This is a genomic window from Methylomarinovum caldicuralii, from assembly GCF_033126985.1.
Taxonomy (GTDB): domain Bacteria; phylum Pseudomonadota; class Gammaproteobacteria; order Methylococcales; family Methylothermaceae; genus Methylohalobius; species Methylohalobius caldicuralii.
Genome location: NZ_AP024714.1, coordinates 1,935,968 through 1,950,758 on the forward strand (window position 1 = coordinate 1,935,968; position 14,791 = coordinate 1,950,758).

A 14,791-nucleotide genomic window follows, 5' to 3' on the forward strand; every position below is an offset into this window, starting at 1 on the left:
GCCTACGGCCAGGGAAGGCCGCTCAGGCGTTCTCCATGCGGGTCCATGCTTGACGGGCTATGGGCAGGCTGCTATAAATCCTCGGCAGCGCAAGCCCTACCGCTGATCGCACGCAATCGTTCGCTAAATTTTCATCTCAAGGGGGATCCATGAACAAATCCGAATTGATCGACGCCGTTGCCGACAAGGCCAATCTGACCAAGGCCGACGCCGCCCGTGCCGTGGACGCCTTCATCGACACCGTCACCGAAGCGCTGAAGAAGGGGGACAGCGTCACCCTGATCGGCTTCGGCACCTTCACCATCAAGGAGCGGGCCGAGCGTCAGGGCCGCAATCCGCGCACCGGTGAGCCGATGGTCATCAAGGCGGCAAAAATTCCTGCATTTAAGCCTGGCAAAACGCTGAAAGATGCAGTACAATAATTAACTCGTTGAGGGGGTGCTTAGCTCAGCTGGGAGAGCATCGCCCTTACAAGGCGAGGGTCGCAGGTTCAATCCCTGCAGCACCCACCAGTTCCCGGAGCGGTAGTTCAGCTGGTTAGAATACCGGCCTGTCACGCCGGGGGTCGCGGGTTCGAGTCCCGTCCGCTCCGCCATATTCTTCAAGCCCCGCTTAACCGCGGGGTTTTTTGTATCCGTCGTTTGGAACCAAGGATTCACCGATGCTGCAAACGATCCGAGACCGCGCCCAGGGCATCTTTACCTGGATCATCCTGATTCTCATCATCGTCCCCTTCGCCCTCTGGGGTATTCAGAACTACTTCGACACCGGCCGGGAGAAACCCATCGCCGTGGTCGGCGACCGGGAGTTCTTCGAGCGCGACCTCCTGCGCCTGTACGAGAACCAGTACGCCCGCTTCGCCGATCAGTATCCGGAGGAAGAACTGAAAAAACAGGCCCTCGAACGCCTCATCGACGACGAGGTGCTGTTCCAGGCCGCGGTGGAGAAAAAACTGGCGGTCAGCGACGCCCAGGTGGCCCAGTTCATCCGCAACCTGCCCTTCTTCCAGACCGACGGCCGCTTTGACGAGGAAAAATACCAGCGCCTGCTGGCCGGCCAGGGCCTGACCACCACCGCCTTCGTCGCTCAGGTGCGCCGCACCCTGCTGATGGAACAGCTGCGCCGCAGCATCACCGACTCCGCCTTCGCCACCGAAGCCGAGGCGAAGCGCTTCTATCAGCTGCAGAATCAACAGCGCAAAATCGCCTATCTGATCCTGCCATTGCCCGAGGAAGGGATCGAGGTCGGCGACGCCGAGATCCAGGCCTATTACAACGCCCACCGCGACCAGTTCCAAACCCCCGAGAAGGTGGCGGTCGAATACGTCAAGCTGTCCATCGACGACATCGCCAGGACCATCCAGCCCACAGAGGATGAACTGCGCCAGTACTACGAGGAGCAGCAACAGGCCTTCACCACCCCGGAAGAACGCCGCATCCGCCACATCCTGATCGCAGTCAAACAGGATGCTTCTCCGGAGGAGAAACAACAGGCCCTGGAGAAGGCCAAGGCCGTACGCCAACGGTTGCTTCAGGGTGAGGATTTCGTGCACGTGGCCAAGGAAGTTTCCGATGATCCCGGCTCCAAGGCCAAAGGCGGGGATCTGGGCTTCGTGCGCAAGGGGCTGATGGAGAAGAATTTCGAGCAGGCCGCTTTCTCCCTGCCCAAGGGGGAGATTTCCGAACCGGTGGAAACCCCCTTCGGTTATCACCTGATCCAGGTGACTGAGATCAAGCTGGCCAGGGTCAAGCCCTTCGAAGTGGTCAAGGACGAAATCGCCCAGGCGATCAAGCGCCAGAAGGCGGAAGCCAAGTTCTATGAGTTGGGAGAGCAACTGGCCCAGCTCGCCTACGAGAACCCCCAGAGCCTGGAACCGGCCGCAGAAGCCCTGGGACTGAAGATCCAGACCACGCCCCCGTTCACCCGCGATCAAGGGGAAGGCATCGCTGCCAATTCCAAAGTACGCGCCACCGCCTTCAGCGCGGAGGTGCTCGAAGGCAACAACAGCGAGCCTGTCGAACTGGACGACGGCACCGTCGTGGTCCTGCGGGTCAAGGAACACCAACCGGCCCAGTCACTGCCTTTGGAAAAGGTGCGCGACCGGATCGTCACCGAACTGAAACGCCAAAAGGCCCGCCAGCAGCTGGCGCAGCAGGCCAAGGACTGGCTGGCGCGGCTGCAGCAGGGGGAAACCCTGGCGCAACTGGCCGCCCAGACCCAGACGAAGGTGAAGACCGCCAGCCTTACCCGCAGCGCCCCACCGGCTGAGCTGGCCCCGGTCATGGAAACCGTGTTCAAAGCCCCCAAACCCGGCGACAGGCCCGTGTTCGTCAGCGCTGCCCTGCCCGACGGCCGCCAGGCGCTTATCCAGGTCGTCGAAGTGCAGCCGGGAAATTATGCCGCGCTGTCCCCGCAGGAGAAAAAGGCGCTGCGGACCAATCTGGCCCGCCTGTTCGGCCTTCTGACCTTCAAGGAATACCTGCAGCAGCTGCGCGACCAGACCAAGATCCGCATCCACTGGCCGCAAGACCAGGAATGACTCCAGGCTAGCCCCGGGGATGGAAACGCTCGTGCAGCGCCTTCAGGCGCGCCTGGGCCACATGGGTATAGATCTGGGTGGTGGACAGGCTGCTGTGGCCCAACAGCAGCTGCACCACCCGCAGATCGGCTCCGTGGTCGAGCAGGTGGGTGGCGAAGGCATGGCGCAGGGTATGGGGTGACAAGGGTTTGTCGATGCCGGCCTTGCGGGCGTAGCGCTTGATCAGCTGCCAGAAGGCCTGGCGGGTCATGGCCCCGCCGCGGTGGGTGACGAATACCGCCTCCGCCGACCGCCCCCTGAGGATCAGCGGCCGCCCCTCCTGCAGATATCGCACCAGCCAGGCCAGCGCCTCCTCCCCCAGCGGCACCAGCCGCTCCTTGCTGCCCTTGCCGAAGACGCGCACCAGCCCCTGCTGCAGATCCATCTGCTCGAAACGCAGTCCGGTCAGTTCCGACACCCGCAGTCCCGTGGCATACAGGACTTCCAGCATACAGCGATCCCGAAGTCCCAGGGGATCGGTCACGTCCTGCGCCTCCAGCAGCCGCTCCACTTCAGCCTCGCTCAGGGAAGCCGGCAGGCTGCGCCCCAGATAGGGAGATTCGATCCCGGAACAGGGATCGGCCTCCAGCAGACGTTCGCGCACCAGATAGCGGTAGAACTTGCGCAGGCTCGACAACAGGCGGGCGCTGGTCCGGCGGCTGGCGCCGTCGTGGAGACGCTGGCCCAGATAGGCGGCGATGTCGCCCTGGCCCGCCTCGGGCAAGGGCTTGTCGAGCCAGGCGGCGAACCGCTTCAGGTCGCTGCGGTAGGCCGCCAGGGTGTTGGCGCTCAGCCCCTCCTCCAGCCACAGGGCATCGACGAAACGCTGGATCAGTGCCGCATTGTCTTCAGCCATGCCAGCCCTCGTGTGCAAGCAACCATTTCTTGATTTTAAGGTGCGGACCCCGCGTGGCGCCACAATAGCCCCCCGGCCCGGTGGCGGCGACCACCCGGTGGCAGGGCACCACCACCGGACAGGGGTTGGCCCGGCAGGCGGCCGCCACCGCCCGGGGCGAAGTCCGCAGCTGCGCGGCCAACGCGCCGTAGGTGCGCACCTGGCCGGCGGGGATGCCCAGCAGCGTGCCCCAGACCCGGTGCTGAAAGGGGGTTCCGGTAAGCCGCAGGGGAAAGTCGAAACGGCAGGCGGGATCGGTTTCGAAATAATACCGCAGCCCCTGCAGGATGCGATGAACCGAAGCGGTATCCACCGCCCTTTCCCTGCAGTCCGCCTGCGGCCGCCACGACAGGCCGGTCACGGCACCGCCCTCCACCTGGACTTGCAGCAGACCGCTGGGAGTCCGGAGAAGAAAGGCCGTCACTTACGAAAAACGGGCGCCTGAGGCACCCGTTTTCACCTGCGAGCCGGCTTTCAGATCTTTTCCTTGATGCGGGCCGCCTTGCCGCGCCGTTCGCGCAGGTAGTACAGCTTGGCGCGGCGCACCTTACCGCGGCGCTTGACGCTGATTTCCTGCACCAGCGGGCTGTAGAGCGGGAAGACCCGCTCGACCCCTTCGCCGTGGGAGACCTTGCGTACTGTGAAGGCAGAATTGAGGCCACGGTTGCGTTTGGCGATCACCACTCCTTCGAAGGCCTGCAGCCGCTCCCGGTTGCCTTCCTTCACCTTGACCTGCACCACCACGGTGTCGCCGGGACCGAATTCGGGAATCGGTTTGTTGCCCAGCTTCTCGCGCTGTTCCTGTTCCAGTTGTTCAATGATGTTGCTCATCGTCGTCCCCTTGAGTTGTCATCTCTGTCTTGAATTCTTCCAAAAGCTGCCGCCGGGTTTCGTCCAGTTCCAGGCGCGCCAGCAGGTCAGGCCGCCGCAGCCAGGTCCGGCCCAGGGCCTGCTTGAGACGCCAGCGGGCGATGGCCTGGTGGTCGCCGCTGAGCAATACCTGCGGCACCCGCCGGCCGTCGATCTCCTCCGGGCGGGTGTAGTGGGGATGATCCAGCAACCCCGCCACGTGCGAATCCTGCCGCGCCGACTCCTCGTGGTGCAGCACCCCCGGCAGCAGGCGGGTCACCGCATCGATCACCACCAGCGCCGCCAGCTCGCCGCCGGAGAGGACATAGTCGCCGATCGACCATTCCTCGTCGATCTCGCTTTCCACCAGGCGCTCGTCTACTCCCTCGTACCGCCCGGCCACCAGGATCATCCGTGCCCGCCGGGAGAAGGTCTCGACGGCGGCCTGATCCAGCTTCCGCCCCTGAGGCGAAAGGTAGACCACCCGGGCTGGCCTGGCGTCGGCTTCCCGCGCCGCGCGGATGGCCGCCCGCAGCGGCTCGGCCTTCATCACCATCCCTGGACCGCCTCCGTAGGGACGGTCGTCCACGGTGCGGTGGCGGTCGCGGGTGAAATCGCGCGGATTCCAAGTCACCAGTTCCGCCTGGCCCCGCTCCAGCGCCCGCCCGGTCACCCCGTAGCGGCTCGCCTCCACGATCATCTGCGGAAACAGGGTGACGACGTCGAAACGCATCGGTCCGCTTCCGGCTCAGTAATCCGGATCCCAGTCCACCTCGATCACGCCGGCTTCCAGGTCCACCCGGCGGATGACTCGATCGCGAATCCAGGGAACCAGGATCTCCCGGCCTTCCGGCCCTTCCAGAACCAGGACGTCGTTGGCGCCGGTTTCCATCAGGCGGATCACCCGCCCGAGCACCCGGCCTTCCACATCCCGCACTTCCAGGCCGATGAGGTCGTGCCAGTAGTATTCACCTGCCGGCAACGGCGGCAGCTGGCTGCGGGTCACGAAAACCCCGGCCCCGCGCAGGGCTTCGGCCTGTTCGCGGCTCTCGACACCCTCGAGGCGGGCCACCACCGTCTTTCCCTGGCACCGCCCCTCCAGCAGCCTGACCTGGCGGGTTTCACCGCGGTGGCGCAGGCGCCAGGGGGAATAGGACAAAATGTTTTCGCGCGGCTGGGTGTGGGAATAGACCTTCACCCACCCGCGCACACCGAATACACCGGAGATCTCTCCGAGGAGGATCTCCCGATCCGCTGCCGCCCTCAAGCCTCCTGCTGGGCGCTTTGCATCTTGCGCCATTCCTTGAGCAGGCTCTTGACCCGGTCGGTCAGCTGCGCGCCCTGGTTCTGCCAGTACGCCAGCCGTTCCATATCCAGCCGCAGGCGGTCGTCTCCGCCCTCGGCCAGTGGGTTGAAATAGCCGAGCCGCTCGATGTTGCGGCCGTCGCGCTTGGCCCGCTTGTCAGCCACCACCACGTGGTAGAAGGGCCGTTTCTTCGCGCCGCCGCGCGCCAGACGAATCGTCACCATAAATCGCTGTCTCTCCCGTTAGTTCCGAAGGTTGAATCAAACTGTCAAGTCCCAGGTCAATCGGCGTATTTTAACGATTTTCCCGGATAAGTTAAGCCTTTTCTGAGACTTACTCCTCCAGAGGCTCGAAATCGTCCTTGGTCACGCCGCATTCCGGGCAGACCCAGTCGTCGGGAATGTCCTCGAAACGGGTTCCCGGCGGCAGGCCGCTGTCGGGGTCGCCTTCGGATTCGTCATAGATGTAGCCGCAGACCACACAGACGTATTTCTTGTATTCCACTTGCAGGGTCACCTCGCTATTCATAACCACTTCACTCGCTCGTTGTGAACAAACATTCTTCGACCCGGTTCAGCCGGCCGGGTTCTCCAGCACATAATCCAGCCACAGGTCGGTGAGCTTCTCCTGCACCGTGTTCTGGCGCAGGCGGGCGTGGAGGTGGTCGAAGTCCACCCGATCCAGCTCCTGATCCTGGTTGTAGCAGGAATAGACGAAGTATTCCCTGCCGGTTTCCGGGTCCACGTGGCGGCACAGGCACTGGCCGCAGACGCCCTTGAGCATGCACTGCATCGGCGAGTTGATGGAGCCGATGGCGCTGTGCTGCCGCTTCAGGTACGGGGCCAGGACCCCGTAGCGGGCCTCCTTGACCGCCTTCATCATGCGGTCGGAACCGATGACGATCAGATGATCCACGTCGTCGAAGTGGATCGGCGTCGGTCCCAGATCGCCCTTGGCGTAAGCCAGCATGGCCTCGACGATGTTGCCCTTGAAGGTTTTGTCCTGGGGCCGGGTGGGCCGGATCGGCTCGTTGCCGGGAAGGTCGTCCACCGCCCAGACGATGACGTCGGAGGCCTCCTCGATCTCCCGCACCTTGAACACGTCAGAAGACCTGCGGTAACCGGCGAAGTACAGCACTTGGTTGCCCGCCGCCTTCAGGGCCTTGCCGATGGAGAACAGCACCGCGTTGCCCAGGCCACCGCCCACCAGCAGCACCGTGCGCCCGGAGGGGATCTCGGTGGGGGCGCCGGTCACCCCCATCACCACCAGGGAATCGCCCGGCTGCCACAGACCGCAGAGCTTGGAGGAGCTGCCCATCTCCAGCACGATCAGGGACACGATGCCCCGTTCCTTGTCCACCCAGGCGCCGGTCAGGGCCAGGCCCTCGGACGCCAGACGGGTGCCGTGGCGCAGCGGCGCCTGGGACTCGAAGTTCTGGATGCGGTAGAACTGCCCCGGAGCGAAATGCTTGGCCGCCATCGGCGCCTTGACCACGATCTCGACGATGTTGGGGGTCAGGCGGATGACCTCGACGATGTGGGCCAGGAGGAGATCGTCCAGCTTGGCGCGGAACCCGGCCCAGGCCCGGTCGCGCTCGGGCTGGGCGGCTGGATCGAGCGTTTCCAGCTCACCCTGGAACAGGCGCACGATATGGGGATAGCTGTCTTTGGCCGAGGCCATCGCCCGCACCACGTTGCCGGCGTAGATCGGATTGTTGTCGCCGTAGAAGGTGATGAACTTGCCGTAACGCTGGTAGGAGGTGAAGGGCGCTGGCCGACTGATCTTGGGCCAGAGGAAATCGTCTTCCACCGGTTTGAGAGCCGGAACGTGATCGACCCATTCGGGCACGAAGGGTTTGTAGAACCTGCCCTGCATCTCGAAGGTGCCGGGATGCTCCTCCTCGTACAGGGTGTTGGGCGAGGTGCCGGCGGCGACCATCAGGGTACGCAGCGGCACTTCCACCACCTCGTCGGTGGCCTGCCAGCGGCCGTCGACCTCGGCCATCTTCTGGAACTTGACTGCCTTGAGATGACCGTACTGGTCCGGCACCGCCTCCAGGGGGCTCATGCCCTCGGCCAGGAGGATGCCCTCCTCCAGGGCCTCGCGGATTTCCTCGTGGTTCTCGCGGTAGGCGGGCGAATTGCGCATGCCGCGGCGGTAGAACACCGTCACCCCGCCCCACCGGTTCAGCAGCGGCAGGAAATCCGGTTGCCTGCCTTCGGCCTCGGCGCGCTCACGCTCGGCGCGGACGGCGCGGCCGTGCTCCAGGAACTCGTCGAGGATTTGCAGCTCCTCGGCGTCGTAACAGCCGCGCACGGCCTCCTCGCCCCGCTCTGCCACCAGCTTTTCGTAGCGCTGCAGGATCTTCTCCACCTGCACCGGATAGTAGGCCATCAGCTCGGTAGCGGTGTCGATGGCGGTCAGCCCCCCGCCGATGACCCCCGCCGGCAGGCGCACCTGCAGGTTGGCCAGGGAGGAGAACTTGGCCGCCCCGGACAGCTGCAGCGCCATGAGGAAATCGGAGGCCTTGCGGATGCCGCGGATGAGATTGTTCTTGAGGGGGATGATGGTAGGCTTGCCGGCCCCGGCAGCGATGGCGATGTGGTCGAAGCCCAGATCCCAGGCCTCGTTGATGGTCAGGGTGCCGCCGAAGCGCACCCCGCCGTAGCAGCGGAAGGTGCGGCGCCGCGCCAGGCTCAGGTAGATCACCTTGAGGAAGTTTTTGTCCCAGCGCACGGTGATGCCGTACTCGGCCACCCCGCCGAAGCCGAGCATCACCCGGTCGGCCAGGTCCTCGTAGAGCGTATCGAAGTTCTCGATCGGCTGCGGCGGGGTTTCCAGATCCCCCACCAATTCCCTAGGCAAGGGCTCGATCTTGAGGCCGTCGACACCGACCACCCCGAAGCCCTCGTTGGCCAGATAGTGGGCCAGGGTGTAGCCGGCCGGCCCCATCCCCACCACCAGCACGTTCTTGCCGTTGTAGGGCAGCTGGTAGGGACGCCTGACGTTGAGCGGGTTCCAGCGGGTCAACAGGTCGTAGATCTCGAAACCGTAGGGCAGGTGGAGGACGTCGGTGAGGACGTTGGTCTCGATCTCGGGGATATTGACCGGCTCGGTCTTCTGGTAGATGCAGCCCTTCATGCACTCGTTGCAGATGCGGTGGCCGGTGCCGGGGCACATGGGGTTGTCCACCATGATCAGGGCCAGGGCGCCGATGTCGTCCCCCTGGCGCTTGACCCAGTGCATCTCGGAGATCTTCTCCCCCAGCGGGCAGCCGGTGACCGGGTTGCCGAAGGGGCCGGTCTTGTAACCGCCCTTCTTCTTGTCGCGCATCCCCTTGGCGCAGGAATCGGTGTCGCGCTCGTGGCAGTAGATGCAGTGGTCCACCTCGTAGAGCACCGGACGCAGGTTGCGGTAGCGGTTGTCGGTAAGGTGGAAGCCATCGCGGCGGCGATAATGGCCTTCTGGCGTGGCCCAGGCTTGATAGGCCCCCTTGTCCACCAGCGCGTGGGGGACCAGATGGTTGACGTCGGTGCGGGCCGGGGTCCGGAAGCTGATCCAGCCGGCCACTTCCCGTTGCAGTTCGGGATGACGGGTGGCGGCGAAGGTCCAGCGCAGCACCAGATCGTGGAGCGACTCGATCAAAGCCGCATCTTCCTGTCGCAATTCTTCGGCGAACAGGCGCGCAGCCCCGGGATGGGATTGGAGACGCCGGCGCAGGACGGCGACCTGATCTTCCAGCGGGCTGAGATCACCGCTTTCCGCCAGCCGCGCCGCTTCCTCGCTCAGATCCTGAAGCTGGAGCGCCAGCCCGGCCACGACCCGCTCGCGGTCTTTCAGGTCGTCGCCCAGGGCCTCCAGCAACGCCTGGAAACGGTCCCGGAGGGCGGCGACGTCCCAGTTCTCCGGTTTCTCGCGCTTGAAGCGCTTGGGCGCGGCTTTGGTGACGATGGCATCGCGGTAGCGCAGCACGGTGCGCACCTCTTCCACCACCTTTTCCATCTGCCGCCTGCGGGCGTCCTCGATGTGGAACAGGCGGGCGACGAAACCCCCCAGGTAAGGAGCCATGCGCACCAGCAGGTCGGAAACCTGCTCCGGTGCCATGCCCTCCCCCCGACAGGCACGGTATTCGTCGAACTCGCGCAGCAGTCCCGGATCGCGCGCCTCCACGTGACGGTCGAAGGCGGCGGCGAGATCCTTGAGACGGTGGGGGTCGTAGAGATCGGCGTAGGTGAAGCCTTCGATGCCCAGCTGCCAGCTTGCGTGTTCTGCCATGTCACTCCTTCAAGTCGGTTATGGAACCGCCCCACAAGGATGGAGGGCGCTGATCAAACAATCAATTATAACGCGTAGACCAGCCAGCGGCTCCGGCGGTACTGAAATTCAACGTTCACCTTCGTTGCCCAGGCGCTCGGCCAGCGCCTGCAGATAACGCTCCTGCAACAGCAGATTGCCCCCGCGCAGCTCCCCGAGCCGTTGCAGGAGCAGCTTCAGGCGGCGGCGGGCGTCGGTGGCGAGGGATTCACTGGCCAGTCCCTCGGCCAGCAGCCGGTGGACATCGGCGATCTCACGCCGCAGCTGCACTTCCTCCGGGACGTAACCGGCGTTCTTGAGGATCCGGTAGGCCATGCGCAATTCCGGCGGCACTCCGGGCAAATCATCCTCCGGCAGCGGCTTTCCGGCACCGGGAAGGTCGTCGAACGCACCCTGGGCCATGGCCTCCTGAATGCGCTCCTCGGCGAGCCGATCCCAGAATCGCATAGCCTCAGGCCAGCGGCGCGATGCCCACCGCCTCGCGGATCTCGCGCATGAAGGGCCGGGCCACTTCCCGCGCCCGCTCGCCGCCCTGACGCAGCACCTGCTCGATCCGCTCCGGATGCTGGATCAGCGCCTCATAGCGAGCCCGGGCATCCTTGATGTGCGCGTTGATATATTCGAACAGCAGCTGTTTCATCTCGCCCCAGGCAATGCCTTCCTGGTAGCGTTTGCGCAGCGCCTCGACCTCCTCCTTGGTGGCGAAGGCCTGGTAGATGCTGAACAGGGTGCAGGTGTCCGGGTCCTTGGGCGCCTCCGGCGGCAGGGAGTTGGTCTTGATCTTCATGATCAGTTTGCGCAGGCGCTTTTCCCGGGCGAAGATCGGAATGGTGTTGTCGTAGCTTTTGCTCATCTTGCGCCCGTCCAGTCCCAGCAGCACCGCGGTTTCCTCCTGGATCACCGCCTCGGGCAGCACGAAATAGCGGCCGTAGATGTGATTGAAACGGGCAGCGATGTCGCGGGCCATCTCGATGTGCTGGATCTGGTCCTTTCCCACCGGGACCTTGTTGGCCTTGAACAGCAGGATATCGGCGGCCATGAGGATCGGGTAGCAGTACAGCCCCATGGTGATACCCTTGTCCGGGTCCTTCTCCCCCTTGTCTAAGTTCTCCTGCACCGCCGCCTTGTAGGCGTGGGCCCGGTTCATCAGCCCCTTGGCGGTGACGCAGCTGAGAATCCAGGCCAGCTCGGTGATCTCCGGCACGTCCGACTGGCGGTAGAACACCGCATTGTCGGTGTCGAGCCCCAGCGCCAACCAGGTGGCGGCGATCTCCAGGGTGGACTGTTTGATCCGCGCCGGTTCCTGGCATTTGATCAGGGCATGGTAGTCGGCGAGGAAATAGAACGGCTTGACGTTGGGATCACGGCTGGCCTCGATAGCCGGCCGGATGGCGCCCACGTAGTTGCCCAGGTGGGGGGTGCCGGTGGTGGTGATGCCGGTGAGAACGATTTCCTTTTCGCGTGTGTCGGTCATGATGGCCTCGGTTGCAAACGATCCGGCCTATTATAACCGCCGCCCGCAGCGCACGAATCCCCTGTCCTGCGGTCTGATATAATCGCTCCAACGTTCAACGCTGTCACCACCATGGCGCTCGCTCACGAAGACCTCGAACAGATCCGCAAGCTGATCCGCGAAGAAGTCGATGCCCGGATCTCCCCGGTTCAGGCCACCGTGAGGCACGACCTGGAACTGCGCGAACGGCTGGTGCGTCTGGAAGAGGAGCTCAAGCATCAACGGGAGCTGATGGAGCACGGCTTCCGGCTGATGGAACAGCGTTTCGAACAGGTCGAGAAGCGCTTCGAGCAAATCGAGAAGCGGATGGCGCTCATGGAAAACCGCATGGAGCTCATGGAGAAGCGCATGGAGCTCATGGAAACCCGCATGGATTCGCTGGAGCGGCACATGGAAAGCTGGGAAGCCCGCTTCGAACGCTTCATGCGCTGGTCCTTCGCCACCACCCTCACCGTCGGCGGCCTGGTGGTCGCGGCGATCAAATACCTGCCCTGAGGCCCATGGGCTGGAGCCTGCGGGACACGAGCGAGACCTACGCCCTCCCCCACTGGAGCGACGGCTATTTCGACATCGACGCCAAGGGTCGCCTGACCGCCCGTCCCTGGCGCGATCCGGCCCGAGGCGAGATCCCCCTGGCGGAGGTGGCCGCCGCCGCTGAGCGCGAGGGACTGGCCCTGCCGGTGCTGGTACGCTTCACCGACATCCTCCGCGACCGGGTGGTACGGCTGTCGCAAGCCTTCGCCGCCGCCTGCGGCGAATACGGCTATGGGGGAACCTACACGCCGGTCTATCCCATCAAGGTCAACCAGCAGCGCAGCGTGGTGGAGGCGATCCTCCACGCCCCCGTCCCCCGCATCGGCCTCGAGGCCGGCAGCAAACCGGAGCTGCTGGCCCTGCTGGCGCTGGCCCCCCGGGGCACGCGGGTCATCTGCAACGGCTACAAGGACCGCGCCTACGTCCGCCTGGCCCTCATCGGCCGCCAGCTGGGACTGGACATGCACATCGTGGTGGAAAAGTCCTCCGAGCTGGACCTGATCCTGGCCGAGAGCGAGGCCCTGGGCATCGAACCGCGTCTGGGGGTGCGGCTGCGGCTGGCTTCGGTCACCTCCGGCAAATGGCAGAACAGCGGCGGCGAGAAGGCCAAGTTCGGACTGCCCCCCGCCGGGGTGCTGGCCCTGGTGGAAACGTTGCAAAGCCACGGCCGCCTGGACTGGCTCACCCTGATGCATTTCCACGTCGGCTCCCAGGTCACCGACATCCACGAGCTCAAGAAGGCCTTGCGCGAGGCCGGGCGTTACTATGCCGAGCTGCGCCGTCTCGGCGTTCCCGTCACCTGTGTCGATGGCGGCGGCGGCTTGGGGGTCGACTACGAAGGCACGCGCTCCAACGACTTCTGCTCGGTCAACTACACCCTGGAGGAATACGCCCACACCCTGGTGCGCGCTTTCGCCGAGATCTGCGCCGAGGCGGATCTGCCCCATCCCGATCTCGTCACCGAATCGGGCCGGTCACTGACCGCCCATCACGCGGTGCTGATCACCGACGTCACTGAGGTGGAGACGGTTCCCGCCACGCCGCCACCGGCCACCGACGACACCCCGGCGGTGCTGGCGGACCTGCGCCGCGCCCTCGACCGCCTCGACCACGACGGTCCGGTGGCCACCTTCCACGACGCCTGGTTCGACCTCCAGGAGGCCCGCACCCTCTATACCCAGGGCAAGCTCACCCTGGCCCAGCTGGCCGAGGCCGAACAACTCAGCCAGATCGTCGCCCGCCGGGTGCGCGAACGCCTCGACATCCACCTGCGCGCCCACCGCGACCTCCTCGACCATCTCAACGACCGCCTCGCCGACAAGGTCTTCTGCAACTTCTCGGTGTTCCAGTCCCTGCCCGACGCCTGGGCCATCGGCCAGATCTTCCCGGTGGTGCCGCTGCAGCGCCTGGACGAGCCGCCAACGCGCCGCGGCCGCATCATGGACCTGACCTGCGATTCCGACGGCACCCTGAACCGCTACGTGGACCGCCAGAGCGTCGAGACCACCCTGGCCCTGCACGCCATCGCCCCCGGCGAGCGCTATCTGCTCGGTTTCTTCCTGGTGGGCGCCTACCAGGAAATCCTCGGCGACATGCACAACCTGTTCGGGGACACCCACTCGGTCAACGTGGAACTGGACGAAGAGGGCCACTGGCATTTGAAAGAACCGCTGCGGGGCGATCTGGCCTGCGACCTGCTCCGCTACGTCCACATTCCGCCCGAAGCCCTGCAACGGGCCTTCCGCAAGAAACTGGCCGAGGCCGAACTGCCCCCGGCCCGGCGCCGCGCCTTCGAAAATGAACTGGTTTCCGGCCTCAACGGCTACACCTACCTGGAGGACTGAAGATGACGCTGCAAACCGGTTTCATCGGCCTCGGCGCCATGGGCGCCCCCATGGCCCGCAACTTGGCCCGGGCCGGGCTGCTGACCGCGGTGTGGAACCGCACCCCGGCCAAGGCGGCCGAGCTGGCGAAGGAACTGGACGTGACCAAAGCTGCCGATCCGGACGATCTGGCCCGCCGCTGTGACGTGGTCTGCCTGTGCGTCTCCGCCAACGCCGACGTGCTCGAAAGCATCGCCGCCCTGCTGCCGGGGCTGCGACCGGGCACGGTGGTGATCGACTACTCCACCGTCAGCAGCGAGACCGCCCGTCTGGCGGCGGCGAAGATCCGCGCCGGCGGCGGCGATTTTCTCGACGCCCCGGTTTCCGGCGGCGTCGAGGGCGCCAGAGCCGGCACCCTGGCGGTCATGGTGGGCGGCGATGCGGACACCCTGGAAAAGGTCCGCCCGGTGCTGGAAGCGGTCGGCGGCCGCATCGCCCACATGGGCGACGTGGGTGCGGGACAGGCCACCAAGGCAGTCAACCAGGTGCTATGCGCCGGCATCAACCAGGCCGTGTGCGAGGCGCTGGCCTTCGGGCGCGCCCTGGGCCTGGATCTGGACAAGGTCATCGACGTGGTCTCCAAGGGCGCGGCGGGCAACTGGTTCCTGGAAAAGCGCGGCCCGACCATGATCCGCGGCAGCTTCGAGCCCGGCTTCAAGCTGTCCCTGCACCACAAGGATCTCAACATCTGCCGGGAGATGGCGCAAAACCTGGACGTTCCGCTGCCTTTGACCGAAAAGACCCTGGCAGACTACCGCCGCCTGATGGCCGAGGGTCATGACGAAGAAGATATTTCCGCCCTGTTACGACTGTGGTTTCAGCTGGACAGGAATTGTCAGAAAAATTGACAAGCAGCTTGCTTGCCAGCAAAAAATTACAAGCAAACCAATGCGTTGTAAAGACGGCATAATTCATGCTT

General features: G+C 64.9%; 15 protein-coding genes and 2 tRNA genes. 7 read left to right on the forward strand and 10 right to left on the reverse strand.

Translation table 11 applies throughout. From position 1 onward, the window contains the following. Positions 1 to 77 precede the first annotated feature (77 nt). From MCIT9_RS09835 to MCIT9_RS09850, 4 genes are all read left to right on the forward strand, one after another. A complete protein-coding gene (locus MCIT9_RS09835; RefSeq protein WP_317706735.1) occupies positions 78 to 422 on the forward strand; it encodes an HU family DNA-binding protein in 345 nt (114 codons plus the stop codon). A 14-nt stretch (positions 423 to 436) separates the two neighbouring features. Continuing rightward, positions 437 to 512 (forward strand) — tRNA-Val (locus MCIT9_RS09840). A 6-nt stretch (positions 513 to 518) separates the two neighbouring features. Continuing rightward, positions 519 to 595 (forward strand) — tRNA-Asp (locus MCIT9_RS09845). A 66-nt stretch (positions 596 to 661) separates the two neighbouring features. After that, positions 662 to 2,539 (forward strand): SurA N-terminal domain-containing protein, encoded by a 1,878-nt coding sequence (locus MCIT9_RS09850; protein ID WP_317704714.1) that lies wholly within the window; start codon positions 662 to 664, stop codon positions 2,537 to 2,539. A gap of 7 nt (positions 2,540 to 2,546) precedes the next feature. Here MCIT9_RS09850 and xerD read toward each other — a convergent pair whose 3' ends face one another. The 10 genes from xerD to MCIT9_RS09900 form a co-directional block, all read right to left on the reverse strand. Then, the gene (xerD, locus tag MCIT9_RS09855; RefSeq protein WP_317704715.1) at positions 2,547 to 3,434 is read right to left on the reverse strand and encodes a site-specific tyrosine recombinase XerD; all 888 of its coding nucleotides are present in this window, start codon (positions 3,432 to 3,434) and stop codon (positions 2,547 to 2,549) included. Beyond that, positions 3,427 to 3,897 (reverse strand): methylated-DNA--[protein]-cysteine S-methyltransferase, encoded by a 471-nt coding sequence (locus tag MCIT9_RS09860; protein WP_317704716.1) that lies wholly within the window; start codon positions 3,895 to 3,897, stop codon positions 3,427 to 3,429. The genes xerD and MCIT9_RS09860 overlap by 8 nt, the downstream gene beginning before the upstream one ends. Before the next feature lie 50 nt (positions 3,898 to 3,947). After that, complete coding sequence (gene rplS, locus MCIT9_RS09865) at positions 3,948 to 4,304, reverse strand: 50S ribosomal protein L19 (RefSeq protein ID WP_286292780.1); 357 nt, start codon at positions 4,302 to 4,304, stop codon at positions 3,948 to 3,950. After that, complete coding sequence (trmD, locus tag MCIT9_RS09870; RefSeq protein ID WP_317704717.1) at positions 4,288 to 5,055, reverse strand: tRNA (guanosine(37)-N1)-methyltransferase TrmD; 768 nt, start codon at positions 5,053 to 5,055, stop codon at positions 4,288 to 4,290. Before trmD ends, rplS begins: the two co-directional genes overlap by 17 nt. 15 nt (positions 5,056 to 5,070) lie before the next feature. Beyond that, positions 5,071 to 5,622 (reverse strand): ribosome maturation factor RimM, encoded by a 552-nt coding sequence (gene rimM, locus MCIT9_RS09875; protein ID WP_317704718.1) that lies wholly within the window; start codon positions 5,620 to 5,622, stop codon positions 5,071 to 5,073. Next, positions 5,586 to 5,852 (reverse strand): 30S ribosomal protein S16, encoded by a 267-nt coding sequence (rpsP, locus tag MCIT9_RS09880; RefSeq protein WP_317704719.1) that lies wholly within the window; start codon positions 5,850 to 5,852, stop codon positions 5,586 to 5,588. The genes rimM and rpsP overlap by 37 nt, the downstream gene beginning before the upstream one ends. Before the next feature lie 109 nt (positions 5,853 to 5,961). Then, positions 5,962 to 6,156, reverse strand: a complete 195-nt coding sequence (gene rd / locus MCIT9_RS09885) for a rubredoxin (RefSeq protein WP_317704720.1) — start codon at positions 6,154 to 6,156, stop codon at positions 5,962 to 5,964. A gap of 45 nt (positions 6,157 to 6,201) precedes the next feature. Beyond that, on the reverse strand, positions 6,202 to 9,903 hold the full coding sequence (locus MCIT9_RS09890; RefSeq protein WP_317704721.1) for an FAD-dependent oxidoreductase: 3,702 nt from the start codon (positions 9,901 to 9,903) through the stop codon (positions 6,202 to 6,204). 108 nt (positions 9,904 to 10,011) lie between these two features. After that, positions 10,012 to 10,389, reverse strand: coding sequence for a DnaJ family domain-containing protein (locus MCIT9_RS09895; protein ID WP_317704722.1), 378 nt, complete (start codon positions 10,387 to 10,389; stop codon positions 10,012 to 10,014). A gap of 4 nt (positions 10,390 to 10,393) precedes the next feature. Then, complete coding sequence (locus MCIT9_RS09900; protein ID WP_317704723.1) at positions 10,394 to 11,416, reverse strand: tryptophan--tRNA ligase; 1,023 nt, start codon at positions 11,414 to 11,416, stop codon at positions 10,394 to 10,396. A gap of 111 nt (positions 11,417 to 11,527) precedes the next feature. On the opposite strand from MCIT9_RS09900, the gene MCIT9_RS09905 reads away from it, so the two are divergent. The 3 genes from MCIT9_RS09905 to MCIT9_RS09915 are packed head-to-tail and all read left to right on the forward strand — an operon-like array spanning position 11,528 to position 14,720. Continuing rightward, positions 11,528 to 11,950, forward strand: a complete 423-nt coding sequence (locus MCIT9_RS09905; RefSeq protein WP_317704724.1) for a hypothetical protein — start codon at positions 11,528 to 11,530, stop codon at positions 11,948 to 11,950. 5 nt (positions 11,951 to 11,955) lie between these two features. Continuing rightward, positions 11,956 to 13,833 carry a biosynthetic arginine decarboxylase gene (gene speA, locus MCIT9_RS09910; protein ID WP_317704725.1) on the forward strand — a complete coding sequence of 626 codons (1,878 nt, stop codon included), beginning with the start codon at positions 11,956 to 11,958 and terminating at the stop codon, positions 13,831 to 13,833. An 8-nt stretch (positions 13,834 to 13,841) separates the two neighbouring features. Further along, on the forward strand, positions 13,842 to 14,720 hold the full coding sequence (locus MCIT9_RS09915) for an NAD(P)-dependent oxidoreductase (RefSeq protein WP_317706736.1): 879 nt from the start codon (positions 13,842 to 13,844) through the stop codon (positions 14,718 to 14,720). The last annotated feature ends 71 nt before the right edge of the window (positions 14,721 to 14,791 follow it).